The organism is Streptomyces sp. CRN 30, assembly GCF_034105845.1.
The window spans coordinates 19,116-40,205 of sequence record NZ_JAVRHI010000281.1; the positions used below are offsets into that span (position 1 = coordinate 19,116).

Annotated in this window: 21 protein-coding genes; 9 read left to right on the forward strand and 12 right to left on the reverse strand. The window is 72.5% G+C overall.

Translation table 11 applies throughout. From position 1 onward, the window contains the following. Nucleotides 1-64: 64 nt before the first annotated feature. From UW392_RS29965 to UW392_RS29975, 3 genes are read right to left on the reverse strand one after another with little or no spacing between them, the layout of a single operon-like run. Nucleotides 65-1,198 (reverse strand): Mrp/NBP35 family ATP-binding protein, encoded by a 1,134-nt coding sequence (locus UW392_RS29965; RefSeq protein ID WP_320778278.1) that lies wholly within the window; start codon nucleotides 1,196-1,198, stop codon nucleotides 65-67. 43 nt (nucleotides 1,199-1,241) lie between these two features. Further along, complete coding sequence (locus tag UW392_RS29970) at nucleotides 1,242-1,949, reverse strand: DUF1003 domain-containing protein (RefSeq protein WP_414496715.1); 708 nt, start codon at nucleotides 1,947-1,949, stop codon at nucleotides 1,242-1,244. Beyond that, nucleotides 1,939-3,222 (reverse strand): magnesium transporter MgtE N-terminal domain-containing protein, encoded by a 1,284-nt coding sequence (locus tag UW392_RS29975; RefSeq protein ID WP_320778279.1) that lies wholly within the window; start codon nucleotides 3,220-3,222, stop codon nucleotides 1,939-1,941. The genes UW392_RS29970 and UW392_RS29975 overlap by 11 nt, the downstream gene beginning before the upstream one ends. Nucleotides 3,223-3,429: 207 nt before the next feature. Between UW392_RS29975 and UW392_RS29980 the strand changes: the two genes are divergently transcribed. Further along, the gene (locus UW392_RS29980; RefSeq protein WP_320778280.1) at nucleotides 3,430-4,200 is read left to right on the forward strand and encodes a hypothetical protein; all 771 of its coding nucleotides are present in this window, start codon (nucleotides 3,430-3,432) and stop codon (nucleotides 4,198-4,200) included. 47 nt (nucleotides 4,201-4,247) lie between these two features. Here UW392_RS29980 and UW392_RS29985 read toward each other — a convergent pair whose 3' ends face one another. Together UW392_RS29985 and UW392_RS29990 are read right to left on the reverse strand one after the other, a co-directional pair. After that, the gene (locus UW392_RS29985; protein WP_414496716.1) at nucleotides 4,248-4,769 is read right to left on the reverse strand and encodes a hypothetical protein; all 522 of its coding nucleotides are present in this window, start codon (nucleotides 4,767-4,769) and stop codon (nucleotides 4,248-4,250) included. A 61-nt stretch (nucleotides 4,770-4,830) separates the two neighbouring features. Beyond that, on the reverse strand, nucleotides 4,831-5,952 hold the full coding sequence (locus UW392_RS29990; RefSeq protein WP_320778281.1) for a magnesium and cobalt transport protein CorA: 1,122 nt from the start codon (nucleotides 5,950-5,952) through the stop codon (nucleotides 4,831-4,833). A 708-nt stretch (nucleotides 5,953-6,660) separates the two neighbouring features. On the opposite strand from UW392_RS29990, the gene UW392_RS29995 reads away from it, so the two are divergent. The 4 genes from UW392_RS29995 to UW392_RS30010 all read left to right on the forward strand — a co-directional run bounded on the left by UW392_RS29995 (nucleotide 6,661) and on the right by UW392_RS30010 (nucleotide 9,982). Next, nucleotides 6,661-7,248: a suppressor of fused domain protein gene (locus tag UW392_RS29995; protein ID WP_320778282.1), complete on the forward strand. Its 588-nt coding sequence runs from the start codon at nucleotides 6,661-6,663 to the stop codon at nucleotides 7,246-7,248. Nucleotides 7,249-7,552: 304 nt separating this feature from the next. Further along, a complete protein-coding gene (locus UW392_RS30000) occupies nucleotides 7,553-8,194 on the forward strand; it encodes a DUF6758 family protein (protein WP_320778283.1) in 642 nt (213 codons plus the stop codon). Nucleotides 8,195-8,326: 132 nt separating this feature from the next. After that, entirely contained in the window at nucleotides 8,327-9,193 is an 867-nt protein-coding gene (locus UW392_RS30005) for a PHP domain-containing protein (protein WP_320778284.1), read from the forward strand. 183 nt (nucleotides 9,194-9,376) lie between these two features. Beyond that, nucleotides 9,377-9,982, forward strand: a complete 606-nt coding sequence (locus UW392_RS30010) for a MarC family protein (protein ID WP_320778285.1) — start codon at nucleotides 9,377-9,379, stop codon at nucleotides 9,980-9,982. Between the two features lie 96 nt (nucleotides 9,983-10,078). Here UW392_RS30010 and UW392_RS30015 read toward each other — a convergent pair whose 3' ends face one another. Then, nucleotides 10,079-10,231, reverse strand: a complete 153-nt coding sequence (locus UW392_RS30015; protein ID WP_121405831.1) for a hypothetical protein — start codon at nucleotides 10,229-10,231, stop codon at nucleotides 10,079-10,081. 270 nt (nucleotides 10,232-10,501) lie between these two features. On the opposite strand from UW392_RS30015, the gene UW392_RS30020 reads away from it, so the two are divergent. Further along, nucleotides 10,502-11,398 (forward strand): NYN domain-containing protein, encoded by an 897-nt coding sequence (locus UW392_RS30020; protein WP_320778286.1) that lies wholly within the window; start codon nucleotides 10,502-10,504, stop codon nucleotides 11,396-11,398. A 51-nt stretch (nucleotides 11,399-11,449) separates the two neighbouring features. Here the strand turns inward: UW392_RS30020 and UW392_RS30025 are convergent, their stop codons facing one another. Beyond that, nucleotides 11,450-12,340: an alpha/beta hydrolase gene (locus UW392_RS30025; RefSeq protein WP_320778287.1), complete on the reverse strand. Its 891-nt coding sequence runs from the start codon at nucleotides 12,338-12,340 to the stop codon at nucleotides 11,450-11,452. Between the two features lie 210 nt (nucleotides 12,341-12,550). Then, complete coding sequence (locus UW392_RS30030; RefSeq protein WP_320778288.1) at nucleotides 12,551-14,809, reverse strand: DEAD/DEAH box helicase; 2,259 nt, start codon at nucleotides 14,807-14,809, stop codon at nucleotides 12,551-12,553. Nucleotides 14,810-15,276: 467 nt separating this feature from the next. On the opposite strand from UW392_RS30030, the gene UW392_RS30035 reads away from it, so the two are divergent. Then, nucleotides 15,277-16,023, forward strand: a complete 747-nt coding sequence (locus UW392_RS30035) for a ferritin-like fold-containing protein (protein ID WP_320778289.1) — start codon at nucleotides 15,277-15,279, stop codon at nucleotides 16,021-16,023. Nucleotides 16,024-16,120: 97 nt separating this feature from the next. Here the strand turns inward: UW392_RS30035 and UW392_RS30040 are convergent, their stop codons facing one another. From UW392_RS30040 to UW392_RS30055, 4 genes are all read right to left on the reverse strand, one after another. Next, nucleotides 16,121-16,393 (reverse strand): hypothetical protein, encoded by a 273-nt coding sequence (locus UW392_RS30040; protein ID WP_320778318.1) that lies wholly within the window; start codon nucleotides 16,391-16,393, stop codon nucleotides 16,121-16,123. A gap of 227 nt (nucleotides 16,394-16,620) precedes the next feature. After that, entirely contained in the window at nucleotides 16,621-16,848 is a 228-nt protein-coding gene (locus tag UW392_RS30045; RefSeq protein ID WP_320778290.1) for a DUF3107 domain-containing protein, read from the reverse strand. 155 nt (nucleotides 16,849-17,003) lie between these two features. Beyond that, nucleotides 17,004-17,648 carry a TetR/AcrR family transcriptional regulator gene (locus tag UW392_RS30050; protein ID WP_320778291.1) on the reverse strand — a complete coding sequence of 215 codons (645 nt, stop codon included), beginning with the start codon at nucleotides 17,646-17,648 and terminating at the stop codon, nucleotides 17,004-17,006. Nucleotides 17,649-17,916: 268 nt separating this feature from the next. Then, complete coding sequence (locus UW392_RS30055) at nucleotides 17,917-18,135, reverse strand: hypothetical protein (RefSeq protein WP_320778292.1); 219 nt, start codon at nucleotides 18,133-18,135, stop codon at nucleotides 17,917-17,919. Nucleotides 18,136-18,473: 338 nt separating this feature from the next. Here UW392_RS30055 and UW392_RS30060 point away from each other — a divergent pair, with 338 nt between their 5' ends. Beyond that, entirely contained in the window at nucleotides 18,474-19,526 is a 1,053-nt protein-coding gene (locus UW392_RS30060; RefSeq protein ID WP_320778293.1) for an alpha/beta hydrolase, read from the forward strand. 428 nt (nucleotides 19,527-19,954) lie between these two features. Next, nucleotides 19,955-21,037: a DUF3152 domain-containing protein gene (locus tag UW392_RS30065; RefSeq protein WP_414496717.1), complete on the forward strand. Its 1,083-nt coding sequence runs from the start codon at nucleotides 19,955-19,957 to the stop codon at nucleotides 21,035-21,037. Nucleotides 21,038-21,090 lie beyond the last annotated feature (53 nt).

Sequence of the window (21,090 nt, forward strand, 5' to 3'; positions counted from 1 at the left end):
GTACGGCGCCGGACGCGTCCCTCGAGCAGGGGCGCGCCCGACGCCGTACGGGAGCTTCAGGTGCCTAGAACTTGTTGCGCGGGGTGATCCCCAGCGACATGCCTGACAGGCCCCTCTGACGGCCGCCCAGCTTGTCCGCGATGGCACGCAGGGCCGAGCCGGCCGGGGAGTCGGGGTCGGTGAGGACGACCGGCTTGCCCTCGTCGCCGCCCTCGCGCAGCCGGACGTCGATCGGGATGGAGCCGAGCACGGGGACCGTCGCGCCCGTGGTCCGCGTCAGCCCCTCGGCGACGAGCTTGCCGCCGCCGGTGCCGAAGATGTCGACCATCTCGTCGCAGTGCGGGCACGGCAGGCCGGACATGTTCTCGACCACGCCGACGATCTTCTGGTGGGTCTGCACGGCGATGGAGCCGGCCCGCTCGGCAACCTCGGCCGCCGCCTGCTGTGGGGTCGTGACCACCAGGATCTCGGCGTTCGGCACCAGCTGCGCCACCGAGATGGCGATGTCGCCGGTGCCGGGCGGCAGGTCCAGCAGCAGGACGTCCAGGTCGCCCCAGTACACGTCCGCGAGGAACTGCTGGAGCGCGCGGTGCAGCATCGGGCCGCGCCAGACGACCGGCGCGTTGCCCGGGGTGAACATGCCGATCGAGATGACCTTCACGCCGTTGGCCGACGGCGGCATGATCATGTTCTCGACCTGGGTGGGACGCCCGTCGGCGCCCAGCATGCGCGGCACCGAGTGGCCGTAGATGTCCGCGTCCACGACGCCGACCTTGAGGCCGTCCGCCGCCATCGCCGCCGCCAGGTTCACGGTCACCGAGGACTTGCCGACGCCGCCCTTGCCGGAGGCCACGGCGTACACCCGGGTCAGCGAGCCCGGCTTGGCGAACGGGACCTCGCGCTCGGCCTGGCCGCCGCGCAGCGCGGACGCCAGCTCACGGCGCTGCTCGTCACTCATGACGTCCAGCTCGACGGCGACGCGCGTGACACCCCCGACCCGGGAGACCGCGTCGGTCACGCGCTGCGTGATCGTGTCGCGCATGGGGCAGCCGGAGACCGTCAGGTACACGGCGACCGTGACCGCGCCGTCCGCGTCGATCTCCACCGATTTGACCATCCCGAGTTCGGTGATGGGGCGGTTGATCTCGGGGTCGTTCACCGTCGCCAGTGCCTCGCGCACCGCGTCTTCCGTAGCCATGGCACCGATGGTACGGCGCTCCGCGCGCCCCCGAGGAGTCCCGTCAGCGGTCGTCCATGTCACGCGCGCGCGGGGACCCGTCCGGGAATACCGCCCGGGCGTCGCCCGGAGTGCCGTTCGGGGCCCCGTCCGCGGGCCTGCCCGGGTGTCCGTCCGTGTGCTCGTCGCGCAGCCGCTCCTCCAGTTCCTTGACGAGGTCCTGGAGTTCGGAGCGGATCCAGTCGCGGGTGGCCACCTCACCGAGGCCCATCCGCAGCGCGGCGACCTCCCGGGTCAGGTACTCCGTGTCCGCGATCGACCGCTCGTTCTGCTTGCGGTCCTGCTCCAGGTTGACCCGGTCGCGGTCGTCCTGCCGGTTCTGCGCGAGCAGGATCAGCGGGGCCGCGTACGAGGCCTGCAACGACAGCATCAGGGTCAGGAAGATGAACGGGTACTCGTCGAAGCGCAGCTCGTCGGGGGCGACGATGTTCCACACCACCCACCAGATGATGACGACCGTCATCCAGACGATGAACCGTCCGGTGCCCAGGAACCGCGCGATCCGCTCGGACAGCGCGCCGAAGGCCTCCGGGTCCCACTCGGGCATCAGCCTGCGGCGGGGCGCGCGCGGCTGGTCCAGGCGGGTCCGGGAGCGCGAGGTGGCCGTGGCCCCGGCGGGCATCCGGTCCCGGTTGCCCTGCCCGGCCCGTTCCCGCGTCCCGGCCGAGGCGCGCTCGCGTGTCTCGGTGCGTCCCTCGCGCTCAGGAGTCATCGGCGCTCGCCCCCTCGTCCAGGTGGAACTCGGTCTCCCGCCAGTCCTCGGGAAGCATGTGGTCCAGCACGTCGTCCACGGTGACCACGCCGAGCAGCGAACCGCTCTCGTCCACGACGGGCGCCGCGACCATGTCGTACGCGGCGAAGAACCCGGCGACGACCGGCAGCGCGGCGTCCGGGGCCAGCGGCTGGAGGTCGTCGTCGAGGATCGAGCCGACCAGCGTGTACGGCGGGTCGCGCAGCAGCCGCTGGAAGTGCACGGTGCCCAGGTACTTGCCGGTCGGGGTCTCGTCCGGCGGCCGGCACACGTACACCTGTGCGGCGAGCGCGGGGGAGAGGTCGGGGTTGCGGACGCGGGCGAGCGCGTCGGCGACGGTGGCGTCGGGCCGCAGCACGACCGGCTCGGTCGTCATCAGCCCGCCCGCGGTGCGCTCCTCGTACGCCATCAGCCGGCGCATGTCGGCCGCGTCGCCCGGCTGCATCAGGCTGAGCAGCCGCTCCTTGTCCTCCTCGGGGAGTTCGGAGAGCAGGTCGGCCGCGTCGTCGGGGTCCATGGCCTCCAGGACGTCAGCGGCCCGCTCCTCCTGCAGCTTGCCGAGGATCTCGATCTGGTCGTCCTCCGGCAGCTCCTCCAGCACGTCGGCGAGGCGGTCGTCGTCGAGGGCGGCGGCGACCTCGGCGCGGCGCTTGGCGGACAGGTGGTGCAGCACGTTGGCGAGGTCGGCCGGGCGGAGCTGCTCGAACGTGGCGAGCAGGTTCTCGGCGCCCTGCCCGTGCTCCTCCAGCGAGAAACCGGTGACCGCGGACCACTCGACGGTCAGCGTCTCGCCCTTGTTGCGCCGGAAGGCGCTCTTCTTGCCGCCCTTCCGTACGAACACCCGGTCGATCTCCCACTCCCTGCGGGCGGGCAGCTGCTGCATCGCGACGTCGAGGACCGTGACCTCCTCGCCGGTCTCCGCGAGCGACACCCGCCGGTCGAGCAGTTCGCCGAGGACGAGCCGCTCGGTGGGCCGCTGCTCGAAGCGCCGGACGTTCAGGACGCCGGTGGTGATGACCTGTCCGGACTCGATGCCGGTCACCCGGGTCATGGGCAGGAAGATGAGGCGCCGTGTGGCCAGTTCCACGACGAGACCCAGCAGCCGCGGGGGTTTGCGGCCCACCCGGAGCATGGCGACGAGGTCGCGCACCCGGCCGACCTGGTCGCCGTTCGGGTCGAAGACGGCGATGCCGGCCAGGTGGGAGACGAAGATCCGGGGCGTCCCTGCCGCCATCGCGTCGCGCCTTCCTTCCGTGGGTGTTCCGTGGACGGACGGTCCGTCCCGTCGGGGGGACGGCCGGCCGAAGTGGGCTTCAGGCTAGCCCGTACCGCTGGGATACGCCCTGGTGGGCGGAGCGGACGGACTGCCTCGGAGGGGCGCTCCGGACCCCGGTACGCTGCGGTACGCCGTTGAGTACCCCGTCCGAGAGGTGTCCCACCCGTGACTGTGCTTCCCCGCACCCGAAGGGCAGCGATGGTGAGCGCCGTGTGCGCGCTGATGGCGACCGGGACCGGGCTGACGGGTTGCAGCAAGGAGGATCCCGACGCGGGCACGAACGGCGTCGGGAAGCTCTCCGCGACCAAGATCCAGAGCAGGACCCAGGCGGCGGCGCGGGCGGCGGACACCGTCCACCTGTCGGGCTCGGTGGTCAGCAACGGCCGTACGTACAAGCTGGACATGCAGCTGGCGGAGGACGGCGGCACCGGCTCGGTGACGTCCACGGGCTCCACCTTCCGGCTGCTGCGGGTCGGGGAGCAGCTGTTCCTCAAGGCCGACAAGGACTTCTGGTCCCACGCGCACGCCGAGGGCGGCGACGGGGGTGAGGGGGGCGACGGCGCGGGGGACTCCAAGGCGGCGGAGAAGCTGGGCGGGATGTTCGTGAAGGTGCCGGCGGAGGACCCGGTGTACCAGCGGTTCAGCGGGTTCACCGACAAGGACGTACTGCTGGACGGCCTGCTGACGCTGCACGGGGAGCTGACCAAGGGCGAGCGCGGTGAGCGGTCCGGCGTCCGCACGATCCGCATCACCGGCGACGCCGGCTCCGGCGGCACGCTCGACGTCTCCCTGGAGGGCACCCCGTACCCGCTGCTGCTCGTCCGGGCCGGCGACGCGGGCACGATCCGGCTGTCCGACTGGGGGAAGGGCGTCGCGCTGGAGGAGCCGGCGGAGGACGAAGTCGTGGACTACGGACAGCAGTTGCCGTCGTCGTAGCACCACGGACCTGCGGCGATCGCCGCACCCGGAGCACGGCGGAGCCCTCAGCGGCGTCCGCGCCTCTTCTTCCGCAGCAGCCGGGGGAGGGCCGCCGGGACCGGGCGGCGGGTCGTGGCCGGGGTCGGCAGGGGCGGCTCGGCCAGGGCGGAGCCGGGCAGTGGCCGGGTGGTGCCGTTCGGCTCCAGGCGGAGCACCCGGCACTCGCGCGACCAGCGCTCCGGCATCGCCTCGCCGTCGCGGGCGTTGAGCCGCTTGCCCTTCAGTTCGGCGACCGCGGCCTCCCACTCGGGGGACCCCGGGGTCAGCTGCACCACCGTCGCCTCCCAGGTGACCACGCGGCCGCCCTTGTCCTTGCTGCGGACCGTCACCACCGCGTCGCCGCCGTCGGCCAGACCGGACAGCGGCTGCTCGCCGGGACCGTCACCGACCAGGCAGGCCGCTCCCTCGTGCCACACGTGCCACAGGGGGCGCGCGGGCCCGCCCGGGGCCCGGACCCAGACGAGCCCGGACTTCTTCGTGGCCTCCTCGACGAGGGCCCGCTCGAACAGCGCGTCGGTCACGGTCATGGGCCCACCCTAACGAGCGCCGTGCGCGCCGCGCGGAAGCCGGTGAGGGCGGCGCCGGCGCTCAGAGCCAGCCGTTGCGCTTCAGCGTGCGGTGGATGCCGAGACAGAGCGCCACCGTGATGCCCAGGACCACCGGGTAGCCGTACTTCCAGTGGGTCTCCGGCATGTAGTCGAAGTTCATGCCGTACACGCCGCACACCATCGTCGGCACGGCGACGATCGCCGCCCAGGAGGTGATCTTCCGCATGTCCTCGTTCTGCGCCACGGACGCCTGCGCCAGGTTGGCCTGGAGGATCGAGTTGAGCAGCTCGTCGAAGGCGACGACCTGCTCCTGGACCCGTGCCAGGTGGTCGGCGACGTCCCGGAAGTAGTTCTGGATGTCCGGGTCGACCAGGCGCATCGGGCGCTCGCTGAGCAGCTGCAGCGGCCGTACGAGCGGTGACACCGCGCGCTTGAACTCCAGTACCTCGCGCTTGAGCTGGTAGATGCGGCCCGCGTCGGTGCCGCGCGGCGTGCCCTTGCGGCCCGGCGAGAAGACCTGGGTCTCCACCTCGTCGATGTCGTCCTGCATGGCGTCCGCGACCGTCATGTACCCGTCCACGACATGGTCGGCGATCGCGTGCAGCACGGCCGAGGGCCCCTTGGCGAGGAGTTCGGGGTCGTCCTGCAGCCGGTGCCGCAGCGCCCGCAGCGAGCCCTGTCCGCCGTGCCGCACGGTGATGAAGAAGTCCCGTCCGGTGAAGCACATCACCTCGCCGGACTCGACGACCTCGCTGGTGGCGGTCAGTTCGTCGTGCTCGACGTAGTGGATGGTCTTGAAGACCGTGAAGAGGGTGTCGTCGTACCGCTCCAGCTTGGGCCGCTGGTGGGCGTGGACCGCGTCCTCCACGGCGAGCGGGTGCAGCCCGAAGTCGGCGGCGATGCCCGCGAACTCGGACTCCGACGGTTCGTGCAGACCGATCCACACGAACCCCCCGTCCCGGCGCACCTGGCGGATCGCGGCACCGGGCGACAGGTCGCGTTCGACGGTGACACGGGCGCCGTCCCGGTACACGGCGCAGTCCACGACGGCCGAGTTGGTGTCGGCCGGCGGGGCGGTGTCGTACGCGCCGGCGTTCTTGCGCGGCAGCAGCGACGTGCGGGAGGGGCGGACCGCGGCACGCAGATCGCGGATCATCGACATGGCAGGCTCCTTCGCGACGAAAGGCCTCCGGCGGCGGCTGGAACTGCCCGGAATGGGGACGTCCTGGCGAGGAATCCCTTCGCCCTCACGACCGGGGCGGCGGGAAAGGTTTGGCCCGTCCACAAAGCGGGGAGCACCGCACCGTCGCGGTGGCGGCTTCGCTTGACACAGATCAAGACGGATCGGACGAATCGAACGGGTGCATCGGATGAACCACGGTGATCGGCGCGGGACCCGGCGGGTAGTCGGGCCGGTCACGGGATCCGATGCGGGAACGATCGGTCGGATCAGGTGGAACGAAGTGCTCTTCCGTGGTGCACCGGCGAGGCGTCGGCGGACGGCGTGACGCGGGTGCGGGAGGCGGCGGCCGGTGAAGCGGCGGCCACAGCCGGAGTGACGGAGCTCAGAGACGAAAGCGACGTGACTCAGATGCCGGAAGAGCAGGTGGTACTGCACGGTCGACTTCGGTCCATGGCGACCCCACCTCCTCCGGCCGGTCCCCCGTGAGGGACGGTTGCGTTCCCCGGGACCCGAGGGCCACCGCAGGGAAGTGTCAGCGCGGTGGGGTGCTGAGGCGGCTTCCGCAGGGTCCGAAGGGCCCTGACGGCGGCCGTCCTTGTGCTGCCCCGACCGGCGGTCAAGAGTAACAGCCGACCGAAGTGTCAAGGTCTCGCTTTGCCCGTTGCTGACGAGTTCTATGCTCGGCGCATGGCTGATGTTCTTCCTTTGGTGGAGGCCCGTTTGTGCGGCGCGCTGGGCGAGCCGGACGCGCGCGCCGCGGTCACCTTCCTCGGCACGGACCGCATCGAGGTGCTGCGCTTCACCGAGGGCGACCTCGTCCGCTACGCCACGCTCGGCATGTCCGGCCGGCCGATGGCGGACCCCACCGCGGTGCTCGTGGACCCGGTGGAGGGACCGCGCGCCGAGCTCGTCCTGTCGCTGCGGCGCGGCACCGGCGCCGACACCGGCAAGGTGCTCCGCCCGCTCGCCGTACTCGCCGCGTCACCGCAGGTGGAGGGCGTGGTGGTGGCTCCCGGCGCCTCCCTCGACGTGGGGGAGCCGCTGTGGCCCGGCGCCCCGTTCAGCTCGGTCCTGGTGGCCGAGTCCGGCGGCCTGGTGGAGGACCTGGAACTGGACGCGCCCGCCGGTCCCGTACGGTTCCTGCCCCTGCTGCCCATGACGCCGAACGAGGCCGCCTGGAAACGGGTGCACGGCGCCCAGGCGCTCCAGGAACGCTGGCTGACGCAGGGGACGGACCTGCGCGATCCGGCCCGTGCGTCGGTGTCGCTGGCCTGATCCGGCGGGCCGGGCGGGTGGCCGGAAATGACCCCTGCCGCACTGGCCGTGGACGTCCGTCCACTCCTCGAACTCCGGCGCCCTCGGCGATGGGCGGCAGGATCGCAGCGACGGGCCTGCGCCCATGAAGACGACGACGGACGCCCGGGTGGTCGCCCGGACGGCGGGGTGGATGGTGCCTGCACAGGATAAGTAAACTTATCTGATTGATGTGGGATGAGTCTGGTTTGTACTGGTGACATGTCCCGTCCGGACGGGTGATCGTCCTTGACGGGAGGGGGCACGGGTAGGACCGTTGGGCGCTATGAGGGGCGAACCCAGTTGCCCGAAGTGTGGTGGCCGGGTCAGGGCTCCCGGCCTCTTCGCCGATTCCTGGCAGTGCGACGTGCATGGGACCGTGCATCCGCTGCAGCCCGTGATTCCGCCCAGCGTGGAGGCGCTCAGCGTCGTCGTGCACCGCGCCCGGGTACCGGTGTGGATGCCGTGGCCGCTGCCCGTCGGCTGGCTGTTCACCGGTGCGGCCTTCGCGGGCGACGACCGCAGCGGCGGCCGGGCCACCGCCGTGGCCTGCTCGGGGCCCGGACCGCTCGGCGGCATCGGCGAGCTGCTGCTCATCGCGGAGGAGCTCGGCGTGGGCCTCGGCGCACGGTACGCGGGCATCGACGGCCCCGATCCCGTCCCGTTCATGAACGTCGAGAAACCGCCCCAGGCCAAGGTCCTGGCCGCCGGCCGTCCCACCCCGCTCTGGCACGTCTCGGGCACCCCCGACGACCGCGCCGTCTTCGCCGGTGAGGCGTGCGGGCTGTGGCTGTGGGCGATCGTCTGGCCCGAACAGTCCGGCATGCTCATGTACGACGAACTGGTGCTGACGGACCTGCGGGACGCGGGCGCCGAGGTCGACCTGCTGCCGTGCGGGGCGCTCTCCCCGCGGATCCTGGAGCCGTGAGGAGCGATCGCGGGAGCGCGGGGCGGCCGTAGGGGGCGCGGCCCGGGTACGGCTGTGACGCGTGCGGCCGGGCGCCGGTTATTCTTGACCGGTTCCCGTTCCTCCGTTCCCTCGCCGCCTGGAGTCCGTGTCGTGCGTATCGACCTGCACTGCCACTCCACGGCCTCCGACGGTACGGACACCCCCACCGAGCTGGTGCGGAACGCGGCCGCCGCCGGACTGGACGTCGTCGCGCTCACCGACCACGACACCACCCGCGGGCACGCCGAGGCCGTCGCCGCGCTGCCCGAGGGGCTCACGCTGGTCACCGGCGCCGAGCTCTCCTGCCGCCTCGACGGCGTCGGCCTGCACCTGCTGGCCTACCTCTTCGACCCCGAGGAGCCCGCACTGCTCGCCGAGCGCGAGCTGGTACGGGACGACCGGGTGCCGCGCGCGCAGGCCATGATCGCCAAGCTGAACGAGCTGGGCGTCCCGGTGACCTGGGAGCAGGTGGCGCGGATCGCCGGTGACGGTTCCGTGGGCCGCCCGCACGTCGCCAGCGCCCTCGTCGAGCTCGGCGTCGTACCGACCGTGAGCGACGCGTTCACCGCCGACTGGCTGGCCGACGGCGGCCGGGCCCACGTCGGCAAGCACGAGACCGACCCCTTCGAGGCGATCCGGCTCGTCAAGGCCGCGGGGGGTGTCACCGTCTTCGCGCACCCGGGCGCGTCCAAGCGGGGCCGCACCGTGCCGGAGTCCGCCATCGCCGGTCTGGCCGCCGCCGGACTCGACGGCATCGAGGTCGACCACATGGACCACGACCCGGCGACCCGGGCGCGGCTGCGGGGCCTCGCGAAGGAGCTCGGACTGCTCACCACGGGCTCCTCGGACTACCACGGCAGCCGCAAGACCTGTGTGCTCGGCGAGCACACGACGGACCCCGAGGTGTACGGGGAGATCACGCGGCGGGCGGCCGGCGCGTTCCCCGTGCCGGGGGCCGGGGGGACCGCCGCTCGGTGAGCGGCGCCACGACCTCCTCGACCGGCACCGTCCTCCCCTCACCACCCGCACCGGGCCCCCGCCCGGGCTGACGATCCGCTCCCGCCGCTGCCGCGACGGCGGGCGGACGGTGGCCGGGCGTGCGGTCGTGCGGATCGCTCCTCCGACTCCCGTCCCACCGTCCCACCTCGGCAAGGCACCACTGTGTTCGACGTCGCCGTCTTCGGCTCCCTCTTCCTCACCCTCTTCGTGATCATGGATCCGCCCGGGATCACCCCGATCTTCCTCGCGCTCACCGCCGGACGCCCGGCCAAGGTGCAGCGGCGGATGGCGTTCCAGGCCGTCTGCGTGGCGGGCGGGGTGATCGTGCTCTTCGGGCTGCTGGGCCACCAGATCCTCGACTACCTGCACGTCTCCATTCCCGCGTTGATGATCGCGGGCGGGCTGCTGCTCCTGCTGATCGCGCTGGACCTGCTGACCGGCAAGACCGACGAGCCCAAGCAGACGAAGGACGTGAACGTCGCCCTCGTACCGCTCGGCATGCCGCTGCTCGCCGGACCGGGCGCGATCGTGTCGGTGATCCTCGCGGTCCAGAAGGCGGGCAGTGCGTCCACCCAGGTGTCCGTGTGGGCCGCGATCCTCGCCATCCACGTGGTGCTGTGGCTCACCATGCGGTACTCGCTGCTGATCATCCGCGTCATCAAGGACGGCGGCGTCGTGCTGGTGACGCGGCTGGCGGGCATGATGCTCTCCGCGATCGCGGTGCAGCAGATCATCAACGGCATCATGCAGGTGATCGAGGGCGCCTGACGCCGGGCTCCGGATCTTCGGACATGCGCCCTCCGGACATGCGCAGGGCCCCGTACCGCACCGGTCACGGTGCGGTACGGGGCCCTGGCCGGCCTGTTACGAGGCCGTCGAGTCGGCGGGACGGATCCACAGGCGCTGTCCGATGGCGGCGGCCTGCTGCACGATCCGGTTGACGGAGGCGGCGTCCACGACGGTGGTGTCCACGGGCGTGCCGTCGACGTCGTCGAGTCGCATGATTTCGAAGCGCATGGCCTCTCCCTTCGTCTGGTCATCCTCCTGATGAGGACTACTGATGAGGACTGCTGCGGGGGAAACGGAAGGTCGTCGCCCTCGTGTGCCCACTGAAGTCAACGGGACGCGTGTTACGAACATTCCCTACGCTAAGGAAAATTTTCGCGACGCTAAAGACCTGTCGGTAAGAGGGTGGCGGGGGAGACCGGACGGGGGTGCCGCCGGACAGCGGAGGACGGTCGGGGACCAGTTGTGTTCGGAGCGTGATCGTCGGGACAATGGCTCCATATGAACGACGACCTCACGGTGCTCGGCGCCCGCATCGACCGTACGAACGAGCTGCTCCAGCGCGTGCTCGCCGAGGTGGCCAAGACGCCCTCGACACACGCGATCTTCGTCGATGCCGGGTACCTGTACGCGGCCGCGGGACGGCTCGTGGCCGGCACGGAGGACCGCCGGTCCTTCGACCTGGACGCCGAGGGGCTCATCGACGCGCTCATCGACCGGGCGCGCACCGTCTTCGCGGACAGCCGGCTGCTGCGGGTGTACTGGTACGACGGGGCGCGGCGCCGTATTCACACCGCGGAGCAGCAGTCGATCGCGGAGCTGCCCGACGTGAAGGTACGGCTCGGCAACCTCAACGCGAACAACCAGCAGAAGGGCGTCGACTCCCTGATCCGCAGCGACCTGGAGTCGCTGGCCCGCCACCGGGCGATCAGCGACGCGGCGCTGCTCGGCGGCGACGAGGACCTGGTGTCGGCGGTCGAGGCGGCGCAAGGGTACGGGGCACGCGTCCACCTGTGGGGCATCGAGGCGCCCGAGGGGCGCAACCAGGCCGAGCCGCTGCTGTGGGAGGTCGACAGCCAGCGCACCCTGGACCTCGACTTCTTCAAGCCCTACGTCGCGCGGCGGACCGCGCCCTCGTACGACACGGCGGCCGTCACCCGGCCCACGCGCGAGGCCATGCGCTTCGTGGGGGCGCAGATCGCGGCGAAGTGGCTCGCGGCGCGGGGGCGGGAGGCGATGGCGGAACTGCTGCACGGCCACCCGTACCTGCCCGGTTCGGTGGACCAGGACCTGCTGGTCGAGGCGGAGGGGCTGCTGCAGTACTCGCTGCGCGGGCAGGCCGATCTGCGGCGGGCACTGCGGGACGGGTTCTGGGAGCACCTGCAGGCGCAGTACTAGGCGCGCCGCACCGGCTGCGCGCCACCGGCACCCGCGCGCGCGGCTCCGCCTTCACCCCGTGAGGCCGTCCCAGAAGCCGCTGAGGGCGCGGGCCGTGACCTCCGGCCGGTCCGTGTTGGGCGAGTGCTCGGCGCCGTCGACGACGGTGCGGTGGGCACCGAGGCGTACCGCCATGTCGTCCAGGAGGGGGACCGGCCAGGTGTCGTCGCGCTCGCCGGAGAGCACGTGGACGGGGAGCCGGAGGGCGGCCAGTTCGGCCACCCGGTCGGGTTCCGTGCACAGCGCGCGGCCCGTGGCGACGAGCTGGGCGGGGCTGCCCGCGAGCCAGCGGCGACGGAGGTCGGCACGCTCGTCCAGGCCCTCGTCGAGAGGAGCGGCGGCGATCTCCTCGGGGGGCCGCACGGGGGACTCCATCGCCTGGACGGCCTCCCACACCGCGGCCATGTCCATCGCCGCGAGGGCGTCGCGGAGCAGCTCGACCCGCTGCCGCTGCGAGGCGGAGATCCGCGCCGGGCCCGATGACATCAGGGTGAGCGAGGCGAACGGCGCGGGGTCGAGGAGGACCGCGGCGCGTGCGATCTGCCCGCCGAGGGAGTGGCCGACGAGGTGCAGGGGCGCGCCGGAGTGCACGGCCCGCGCCTGGGCGAGCACGTCCGCCGCCAGCTCGGCCTGTGCGTAGGCGGACTCGTCGTCCGCGGGGCCGGGCGTCTCGTACTGGCCGCGGCCGTCGACGGCGACGGTGCGGTAGCCGGCGTCCGCCAGCGGCCGGTGGAGCGCGATGAAGTCCTCCTTGCTGCCGGTGAAACCCGGGAGCAGCAGGGCGGTCCCCTTCTCGGCCGGGCCGGCCGCCGCCATCTCGATCACGGCGAAGCCACCGCGCGCGGTACGCAGACGATGAGCCCGGGCACCGGGGGGCGGGGTGAAGGTGGGAGGACGGCTCATGGGGTGAGGCTATCGGGGGGCCGGGCGGGGGCGTGGGCGGGGGCGCGGGGTGGTGAGCGCGGCCGGGGCCGATGGGGCGTGCACGCGGGGGTGTGCTCGTGGCTCGTGCGCGTGACGGGCCCGTGAAGGAGTGTGTGTGCGGAGGTGCCGGTACGCCGATGGCCCGGCTCCCTCGGTCGAGGGAGCCGGGCCATCGGCGGTGCGGGTGGTTCAGGCGTCCGCGGGCTCCGTGGCGGCCGTCGTGGCCTTACGGGTGCGGCGGCGGGGCTTGGTCTCCGCCTCCTCGGTCGCCTGGGTGGGGACCGAGGGCTCGGTGGCCGTGGTCTCCTTGGCCGCCGCGGTCTTGCGGGTGCGGCGGCGCGGCTTGGCCTCCGCCGCCTCGGCGGTGTCCGCGGCGGACTCGGCCGCGGCAGCCGGGGCCGCGGACTTGCGCGTACGGCGCGGCTTGACCGGAGTCTCGGCCGCGTCCTCCACCGGAGCGGCGTCCGCAGCGGCCGTTGCCGTGGTGGCGGCTGCCGTGGTCTTGCGGGTGCGGCGGCGGGGCTTGGCCTCGGCTTCCTCGGTCGCCTGGATCGCCTCGGTCACCTGGGCGGGAACCGTGACATCGGTGGCCGGGGTCTCCGTGGCGGCCGTCGTGGCCTTGCGGGTGCGTCGGCGCGGCTTGGTGGCCGGGGCCTCGGAGTCCGTGCCCTCGGCCGTGTCCAGGGCGGTGGCCGCTGCGGCCGGAGCCGCCTCCGCGGTCTTGCGGGTGCGTCGGCGCGGCTTGGTGGCCGGGGCCTCCGTGAGGTCCGGAGCCACGGCCTCGGCCGTCGTGCTCTCGGCCGTGGTGCCTTCGGTCACCGGGCTCTCGGCCACCGGGCTCTCGGCCGTGGCGACCTCGGCGGCCGGTGTCGGCTCCGCGGTCTTGCGGGTGCGGCGGCGACGAGGCTTGGCAGCCTCCTCCGTGGCCTCCACCGTGTCCACGACCTCGGTGGCCCGCGAGGTCTCCTGGACGGCCGGCACGTCCGCCGACCCGCCACTGCGGGTACGACGGCGACGGCGCGGCTCGGTGGCGGACTTCGCCGAGGCCGGCTCGGCGGGGCTCACCGGGGCCTCGACGGCCGGCGTACCGGCGGCCTGGCCCTCGACCGGTGCGCCACTGCGGGTGCGCCGACGGCGGCGCGGGGTGCGCGCCGGGCGCTCCCCGCGGTCCTCGCGGCCCGGTGAGCGGTCCTCGCGGCCCTGCGAGCGGTTGTGCGCGCGGTCCTGTCCGGGACGGCCGCCGCGGTTGCGTGAACCCGTCTCGCCCAGGTCCTCCACCTCTTCGGCGGCCAGACCCGCGCGGGTCCGCTCCGAGCGCGGCAGCACACCCTTCGTGCCCTCGGGAATGCTCAGGTCCGCGAACAGGTGGGGCGACGTGGAGTACGTCTCCGGCGGGTCGTTGAACGGGAGGTCCAGCGCCTTGTTGATCAGCTGCCAGCGCGGGATGTCGTCCCAGTCGACCAGCGTGATCGCCGTACCGGTGTTGCCTGCGCGGCCCGTGCGGCCGATGCGGTGGAGGTAGGTCTTCTCCTCCTCCGGCGACTGGTAGTTGATCACGTGCGTGACGCCCTCGACGTCGATGCCGCGGGCGGCGACGTCGGTGCAGACCAGCACGTCGACCTTGCCGTTGCGGAAGGCGCGCAGCGCCTGCTCGCGGGCGCCCTGGCCGAGGTCGCCGTGGACCGCGCCGGAGGCGAACCCGCGGCGCTGGAGCTGCTCGGCGATGTCCGCGGCCGTGCGCTTGGTACGGCAGAAGATCATCGCCAGACCGCGGCCCTCGGCCTGCAGGATGCGGGCGACCATCTCCGGCTTGTCCATGGAGTGCGCGCGGTAGACGTGCTGCGAGATGTTCGCGACCGTCGCACCCTCGTCGTCCGGTGCCGTGGCCCGGATGTGAGTCGGCTGCGACATGTAGCGACGGGCCAGACCGATCACCGCGCCCGGCATGGTGGCCGAGAAGAGCATGGTCTGGCGCTTGGCCGGAAGCATGTTGATGATCTTCTCGACGTCGGGCAGGAAGCCCAGGTCGAGCATCTCGTCGGCCTCGTCGAGGACGAGGGACCGGATGTGCTTCAGGTCCAGCTTCTTCTGGCCGGCCAGGTCCAGCAGGCGGCCGGGGGTGCCGACGACCACGTCGACGCCCTTCTTCAGGGCCTCGACCTGCGGCTCGTACGCGCGGCCGCCGTAGATCGCCAGGACGCGCACATTGCGTACCTTGCCCGCGGTCAGCAGGTCGTTCGTGACCTGCGTGCAGAGCTCGCGCGTCGGGACGACGACGAGCGCCTGCGGGGCGTCGGTGAGGTCGCCGGCCTTGGCGCGGCCCGCCTCCACGTCGGCGGGGACGGTGACCCGCTCGAGGAGTGGGAGGCCGAAGCCCAGCGTCTTGCCGGTGCCGGTCTTGGCCTGGCCGATGACGTCGGTGCCTGAGAGGGCTACCGGGAGCGTCATCTCCTGGATGGGGAAGGGAGTGGTGATGCCGACGGCTTCCAGGGCCTCGGCGGTCTCGGGAAGGATTCCGAGTTCACGAAACGTCGTAGTCAGGGTGCTGCCTCTTCTTGTGTGCGCGGTGCGAGGCGAGCGCGGGGGTCGTCTGGACCGTGCCGGGGACGTCGGCCGCCTCACGGGCGGGCCGTGGGGTACGGGACCACTGCCGACGCTCTAGCGCTCGTACCGCTGAGGGTCCCTCCGATCGTCGTACGCATGGTGCCGTACGGTCAGGGAGGGCTGTCGGGTCGGAGCCGATCGGGCCACCGACCGGGCATCCTCATTCGTGCGGCCCGTCGAGTACTCGGCGGGCGCATTACCACCATACCCCGGATCCGCGCACATGCGATGGCCGATTTGGTCACGTAGTGGGCGTCACACTGATTGACCAGGACCTTCCGCTCCGCGACGGACGGGCTAGTGTGCGCTTCATGACGACGTCTGACAAGCCCGACCTCGCTGCCGACACCCCCGCCGAACCCACCGGAGTGGCCGCCCGCAACTGGGACGGGGCCGCCGCCGACCCGCAGTACCGCGCCGCGGTCGTGGACCTCCTCGGCGCGCTCGCGTACGGCGAGCTGGCGGCGTTCGAGCGGCTCGCGGAGGACGCCAAGCTGGCGCCGACGCTGGCGGACAAGGCGGAGCTGGCGAGCATGGCGTCGGCGGAGTTCCACCACTTCGCGCGGCTGCGGGACCGGCTCGCCGAGATCGGCGAGGAGCCGACGGTGGCCATGGAGCCGTTCGTCGCCGCGCTCGACGGGTTCCACCGGCAGACGTCCCCCTCCGACTGGCTTGAGGGGCTCGTGAAGGCGTACGTCGGCGACTCGATCGCCAGCGACTTCTACCGGGAGGTCGCGGCTCGCCTCGACGCGGACACCCGCGACCTCGTGCTCGCCGTGCTCGACGACACCGGGCACGCGAGCTTCGCCGTGGAGAAGGTGCGCGCGGCCATCGAAGCGGACCCGCGCGTGGGCGGCCGGCTGGCGCTGTGGGCGCGGCGGCTGATGGGCGAGGCGCTGTCGCAGTCCCAGCGGGTCGTCGCCGAGCGGGACGCGCTGTCGACGATGCTCGTCGGCGGGGTCGCGGACGGTTTCGACCTCGCCGAGGTCGGCCGGATGTTCTCGCGGATCACCGAGGCGCACACCAAGCGGATGGCGGCGCTCGGGCTGGCCGCCTGAGCGCTCCGCGCGTACGGCGAGATGGGGGTCCCCCCCGCCCTTCAGGCGTGGGGGAGTGCCGGGCGTCGCGACGCCGCGGAGATCCGTCGGAAGCGCCCTAAGCCGTCGCCGACTGCCGGTGGAATCTTTCCGCCGCGGGCCGGAGCAGCAGCGACAGGGAGGCCGCCGAGACGACCAGCGCGCCGACGAGGTTGACCAGGAGGTGCCCGGCGCCCAGCGCGGTGTGTGTGACGAACGCGCCGAAGAGGGCGCCGGCGACGCCGGTCGGCAGTACCAGGGTGCGGGACGGGAGGCGGTGCGGCAGCCGGTACACGGCGGCCCACGCGAGGGCGAGACCGAGGACCGCGGAGCCGAGCGCTTCCAAGAACATCATGGGGTTCCCTCCCGCACGGCCAGGGGCAAATCGGTCGTAGCCGGTACTACCCTCCACGCGCGGGAGTCAATCCTCCCCACGGGCGGCATGTGCTCCGTCTGCGCAGTTCAGGACATGCGCGGAGCGGGGGGCGCGCACGGCGCGGGAACACGGCTCGGGGACACGCACGGGAAGGGGCCGGGGGCGATCGCCACCGGCCCCTTCCCGTCTGTTCGAGCCGCGCCCTACAGCGCGCTGAAGCCGACCTTGCGCACGGAGGGCTCACCGATCTCCACGTACGCCAGCCGGTCGGCCGGAACCAGGACCTTGCGTCCGTGGTCGTCCACGAGGCTCAGCAGCTGGGACTTCCCGGCCAGCGCCTCGGACACCGCGCGCTCGACTTCCTCGGCACTCTGACCGCTCTCCAGAACAATCTCGCGCGGCGCGTGCTGCACGCCGATCTTGACCTCCACGGCTATGTCCCTCCGACGGTCAGTGAAGTGCGCGGCCATCCGCGCCGTACCCAGCACACATTAGCCCGGGAGAGGGGACGAACACGGCCCGGCCATGAACGCCAGGAGCGAACAGCCGACGGGACGGCGCCCGGGCGGCCCGCCGGGGCGCCGTGTCAGTGGGGCTGATCGGTCCCGTGCAGCGGGAAGCCCGCGATGCCCCGCCAGGCGAGCGAGGCCAGCAGCTGGACCGCCTGGTCGCGCGGCACACTGCGGTCGCTGTGCAGCCAGGAGCGCGCCACCACCTGGGCCAGGCCGCCCAGTCCCGAGGCGAGCAGCGTCGACTCCGCGCGCGACAGGCCGGTGTCCTCGGCGATGACGTCGCAGATCGCCTCGGCGCACTCGGTGGTGACCTTGTCGACGCGCTCGCGCACCGCGGGCTCGTTCGTCAGGTCCGACTCGAAGACCAGGCGGAAGGCCCCGCCGTCGTCCTCCACGTACGCGAAGTACGCGTCCATGGTGGCCCGGACGCGCTGCTTGTTGTCGGTCGTCGACGCCAGGGCGTTGCGGACCGAGTCGATCAGCGACTCGCAGTGCTGGTCCAGCAGGGCCAGGTAGAGGTCCAGCTTCCCCGGGAAGTGCTGGTAGAGCACCGGCTTGCTGACGCCGGCGCGCTCGGCGATGTCGTCCATCGCGGCCGCGTGGTAACCCTGCGCGACGAAGACCTCCTGGGCGGCACCCAGGAGCTGGTTCCGTCGGGCTCGGCGCGGCAGGCGAGTGCCCCGCGGGCGTACCGCCTCTGTCTGCTCGATGGCTGTCACGCCGCCTCCCAAAATCGTCCACATGCGGTGTGCGCCGCGCGGCCATCGTACTTTTGAGTAACCGTGGTGTGCGCGGTGCCAGCGCAGAATTTCACGGACAGGACTCCGGGGAAATGGTGTGGATCGCGCCAAACGGTGTCGGGGCGGGCGCACGGGGCCTCCCACCCGTCGTCCGTACGTCCGACGCCTCGCTCACCAGTACCTTCCGGTCCTGTCGCCCTGTCACCGGTGGATCGGGAACGGTGTCCCGCGCGCGCGGGACACCGTGTCACCGGTAGTCGTCCTCGTCCAGTGCGACGACCCGTGCCTGCTCGGCGCGGTCGGCCTCGTCGGCGCTGAAGGACTCCACGCCGGTCGGCGGGTCGTCGCGGTTCGGCGCGATCTCCGCGTGCTGCTCGGCGGCGTCCGCCTCGGGAGCCTCGACATCGAGCTCATTGGCGTCCGCCTCGGCGTCGAGCGTCTCGGGGTCGGTGGGGTCGACGGTCATGCGGGGCTCCCTTCCAGTCCACAGTCCACTGCGACCTGCCCGGGCCGGACTCGGGACTCCTTCCCGTCCTTCCCCGGGCCGGGCTTCCGCCACTGCGAGTGCCCTGTTCCGAGCCTAGGAGACACCCGATCGCGGCGCTATGCGGTCTCCTCGCGCCCCGTTCGTCCGGTGAGGGCGTGAGGGCCATGGGTATGGCGGCAACCGTGGCGGGTCTTCGCGGAATGCCTGCCGGGTTGTCCGAGGGCTCAGCAGTGTTCGGGGCGAACTCCCGTTCGTACCAACGCTCCTGTGACAGCGAACACGTGAACCACTGCGTGATCGTCTCGTAACATTGCCGCATGTCTTCGACCGAGCTGCCGTCCGTGCCGCCTGCCAATGTGCTGCCCAAGGTGACACCCGTCAGGGTCGCGGAGGGCGAGCGGCTCCGGTCGGCCGAGTGCCGGGGGATCACCGTGACCGTACGGTCGAGACCGCCGGCGCGGGAGGGGCTGCCGCCCGCCCTGTACGTGCACGGGCTGGGCGGTTCCTCGCAGAACTGGTCCGCGCTGATGCCGCTGCTCGACGAACTGGTCGACAGCGAGGCGCTCGACCTGCCCGGTTTCGGCGACTCGCCGCCGCCGGACGACGGTGACTACTCGATCACGGGGCACGCGCGCTCGGTGATCCGTTACCTGGACGGAGCCGGACGCGGGCCCGTCCACCTGTTCGGCAACTCCATGGGGGGCGCGATCGCCACGCGTGTCGCCGCCGTGCGCCCCGATCTCGTCCGTACGCTGACGCTGGTGTCGCCTGCACTGCCCGAGATCCGTGTGCAGCGATCGGCGGTGCCCACGGGGCTGCTGGCGCTGCCGGGCGTGGCGGCGCTGTTCACGCGCCTCACCAAGCAGTGGACAGCCGAGCAGCGCGTACGAGGAGTCACGGCGCTCTGTTACGGCGACCCCGGGCGCGTGACGCCGGAAGGGTTCCGCAACGCGGTGGAGGAAATGGAGAGGCGGCTCCAGTTGCCGTACTTCTGGAACGCGATGGCAGGGTCCGCGCGCGGGATCGTGAACGCGTACACCCTGGGTGGCCAGCACGGGCTCTGGCGCCAGGCCGAGCGGGTCCTCGCGCCCACGCTCCTCGTGTACGGCGGCCGCGACCAGCTGGTGTCGTACCGCATGGCCCAGCGGGCCGCCCGCGCCTTCCGCGACTCCCGGCTCGTGACCCTGCCGGACGCGGGGCACGTGGCGATGATGGAGTACCCGGAGACGGTGGCCGCGGCCTTCCGGGACATGCTCGCGGGCAGCGCGGGGACGACCGAGGCCGGTGACGGGTCCGGTGGGTCCAGGACGGAGTCCAGTAAGGGATCCGGTACCGAGTCCGGTGCGGATGTCTCCGGCACGGGGAGTTGAGGCGCGGCGTGGGACGACACAGCCGCAAGGGAAGGGCCCCCAGGAGCGGGGCGGCCGAGGGGTCGGCGACCGCGGGGACGGGCCGGGAGAACGGAGCGGCCGAGGGCGCGCTGCCTTCGACGCCCCCCTCCATGCCCTCCATGCCCTCGAGGCCTCTGGGGCCGGTCATGGGATCGAGGCCGGTGCCGGGTCAGGGAGTGGCCCACGAGACGTCTCCCTCTCATGGCGGCACGCCCGCGTACGGCACACCGCGCGTGCGCGGCGGCCACCCCGAACAGCATGAGGCCGGCGGCGGCTGGGGTCGCCACGAGGGCAGGGCGGAGCGGGCCGTCGGCAGGACCGGAACCGGTGCGGCAGCCGGTGCGGCTGCCGAGAGGGGCGGGCGTGCGGGACCTCGTGTGCCCCGGCAGCGGGAGCAGCCCGCTGCCGTGTCCGACGCCTACGCCGGCACCGGGTCCCGCCCCGCTCACCCGGACACGCCTCCGGGCGGTCCCCGGCAGGTCTATCTCGATGCCTTCGACGAGGTCGACGACGTCTTCGCGCCCGGGCAGAGGCACCGGGTCGCTTCCGCCGCCGCCCGTCCCGGTGCAGGGGGCGGCGCGACCGGCCGGGCCGCCGGAGCCGCCGTCGCCGGTGGCTTCGGCGGTGGTGGCGGCGACGTGCCGGCCGGGGCCCTGGCCGGCGGCGAGAAGGGCAAGGGCGGCAAGGGTCGGACCTTCACCGGTATCGCGGCCGCCGCGGTGACCACCGTGCTGGCCGTCGTGGTGGCGGGGCAGGTCGCCGGCGGGGGCGACGGTGCCGCCGTGCAGTCGCAGGCGGCCGGGGGCGGTGAACGGGACAGCCACGACGAGTCCGCCTCGCGGAGCGACGAGCGGCCCACTCCGCCCGGGGAGCCGAGCCCGGTCACCCTGTCGTACGACCAGAAGATGGCGCAGAAGTACCGGCTCGCCGCCGGCCTCGAGGGGAACGGCAGGTTCCAGGCGGTCGCCGGTTTCGACGAGGCGCCCGGTGCGGGGCAGAAGTACCGGTACCGCGTGGACGTCGAGGAGGGGCTCGGGCTGGACGCGGAGCTCTTCGCGAAGGCCGTGCAGCAGACCCTGAACGACGACCGGAGCTGGGCCCACAGTGGCGGCCGGACCTTCGAGCGGATCTCCTCCGGCAAGCCGGACTTCGTCATCACGCTGGCCAGCCCCGGCACGACGGCCGACTGGTGCGCCAAGTCGGGCCTGGACACGACCATCGACAACGTTTCCTGCGACTCCGCCGCCACCGACCGCGTGATGATCAACGCCTACCGCTGGGCCCAGGGCGCGGAGACCTACGGCGACCGGATCCACGCGTACCGGCAGATGCTGATCAACCACGAGATCGGCCACCGGCTCGGGTACAACCACGTGACCTGCGACAAGGACGGCGATCTCGCCCCCGTCATGCAGCAGCAGACGAAGTTCCTCGACTACGGGGGCGTCCACTGCGAAGCGAACGCCTGGCCCTTCCCCAACAACAGCTGACGAAGACGGTCCGGTGACCGGTTTGTCGGCCTGCCGACCGGATCCCGTCGGCG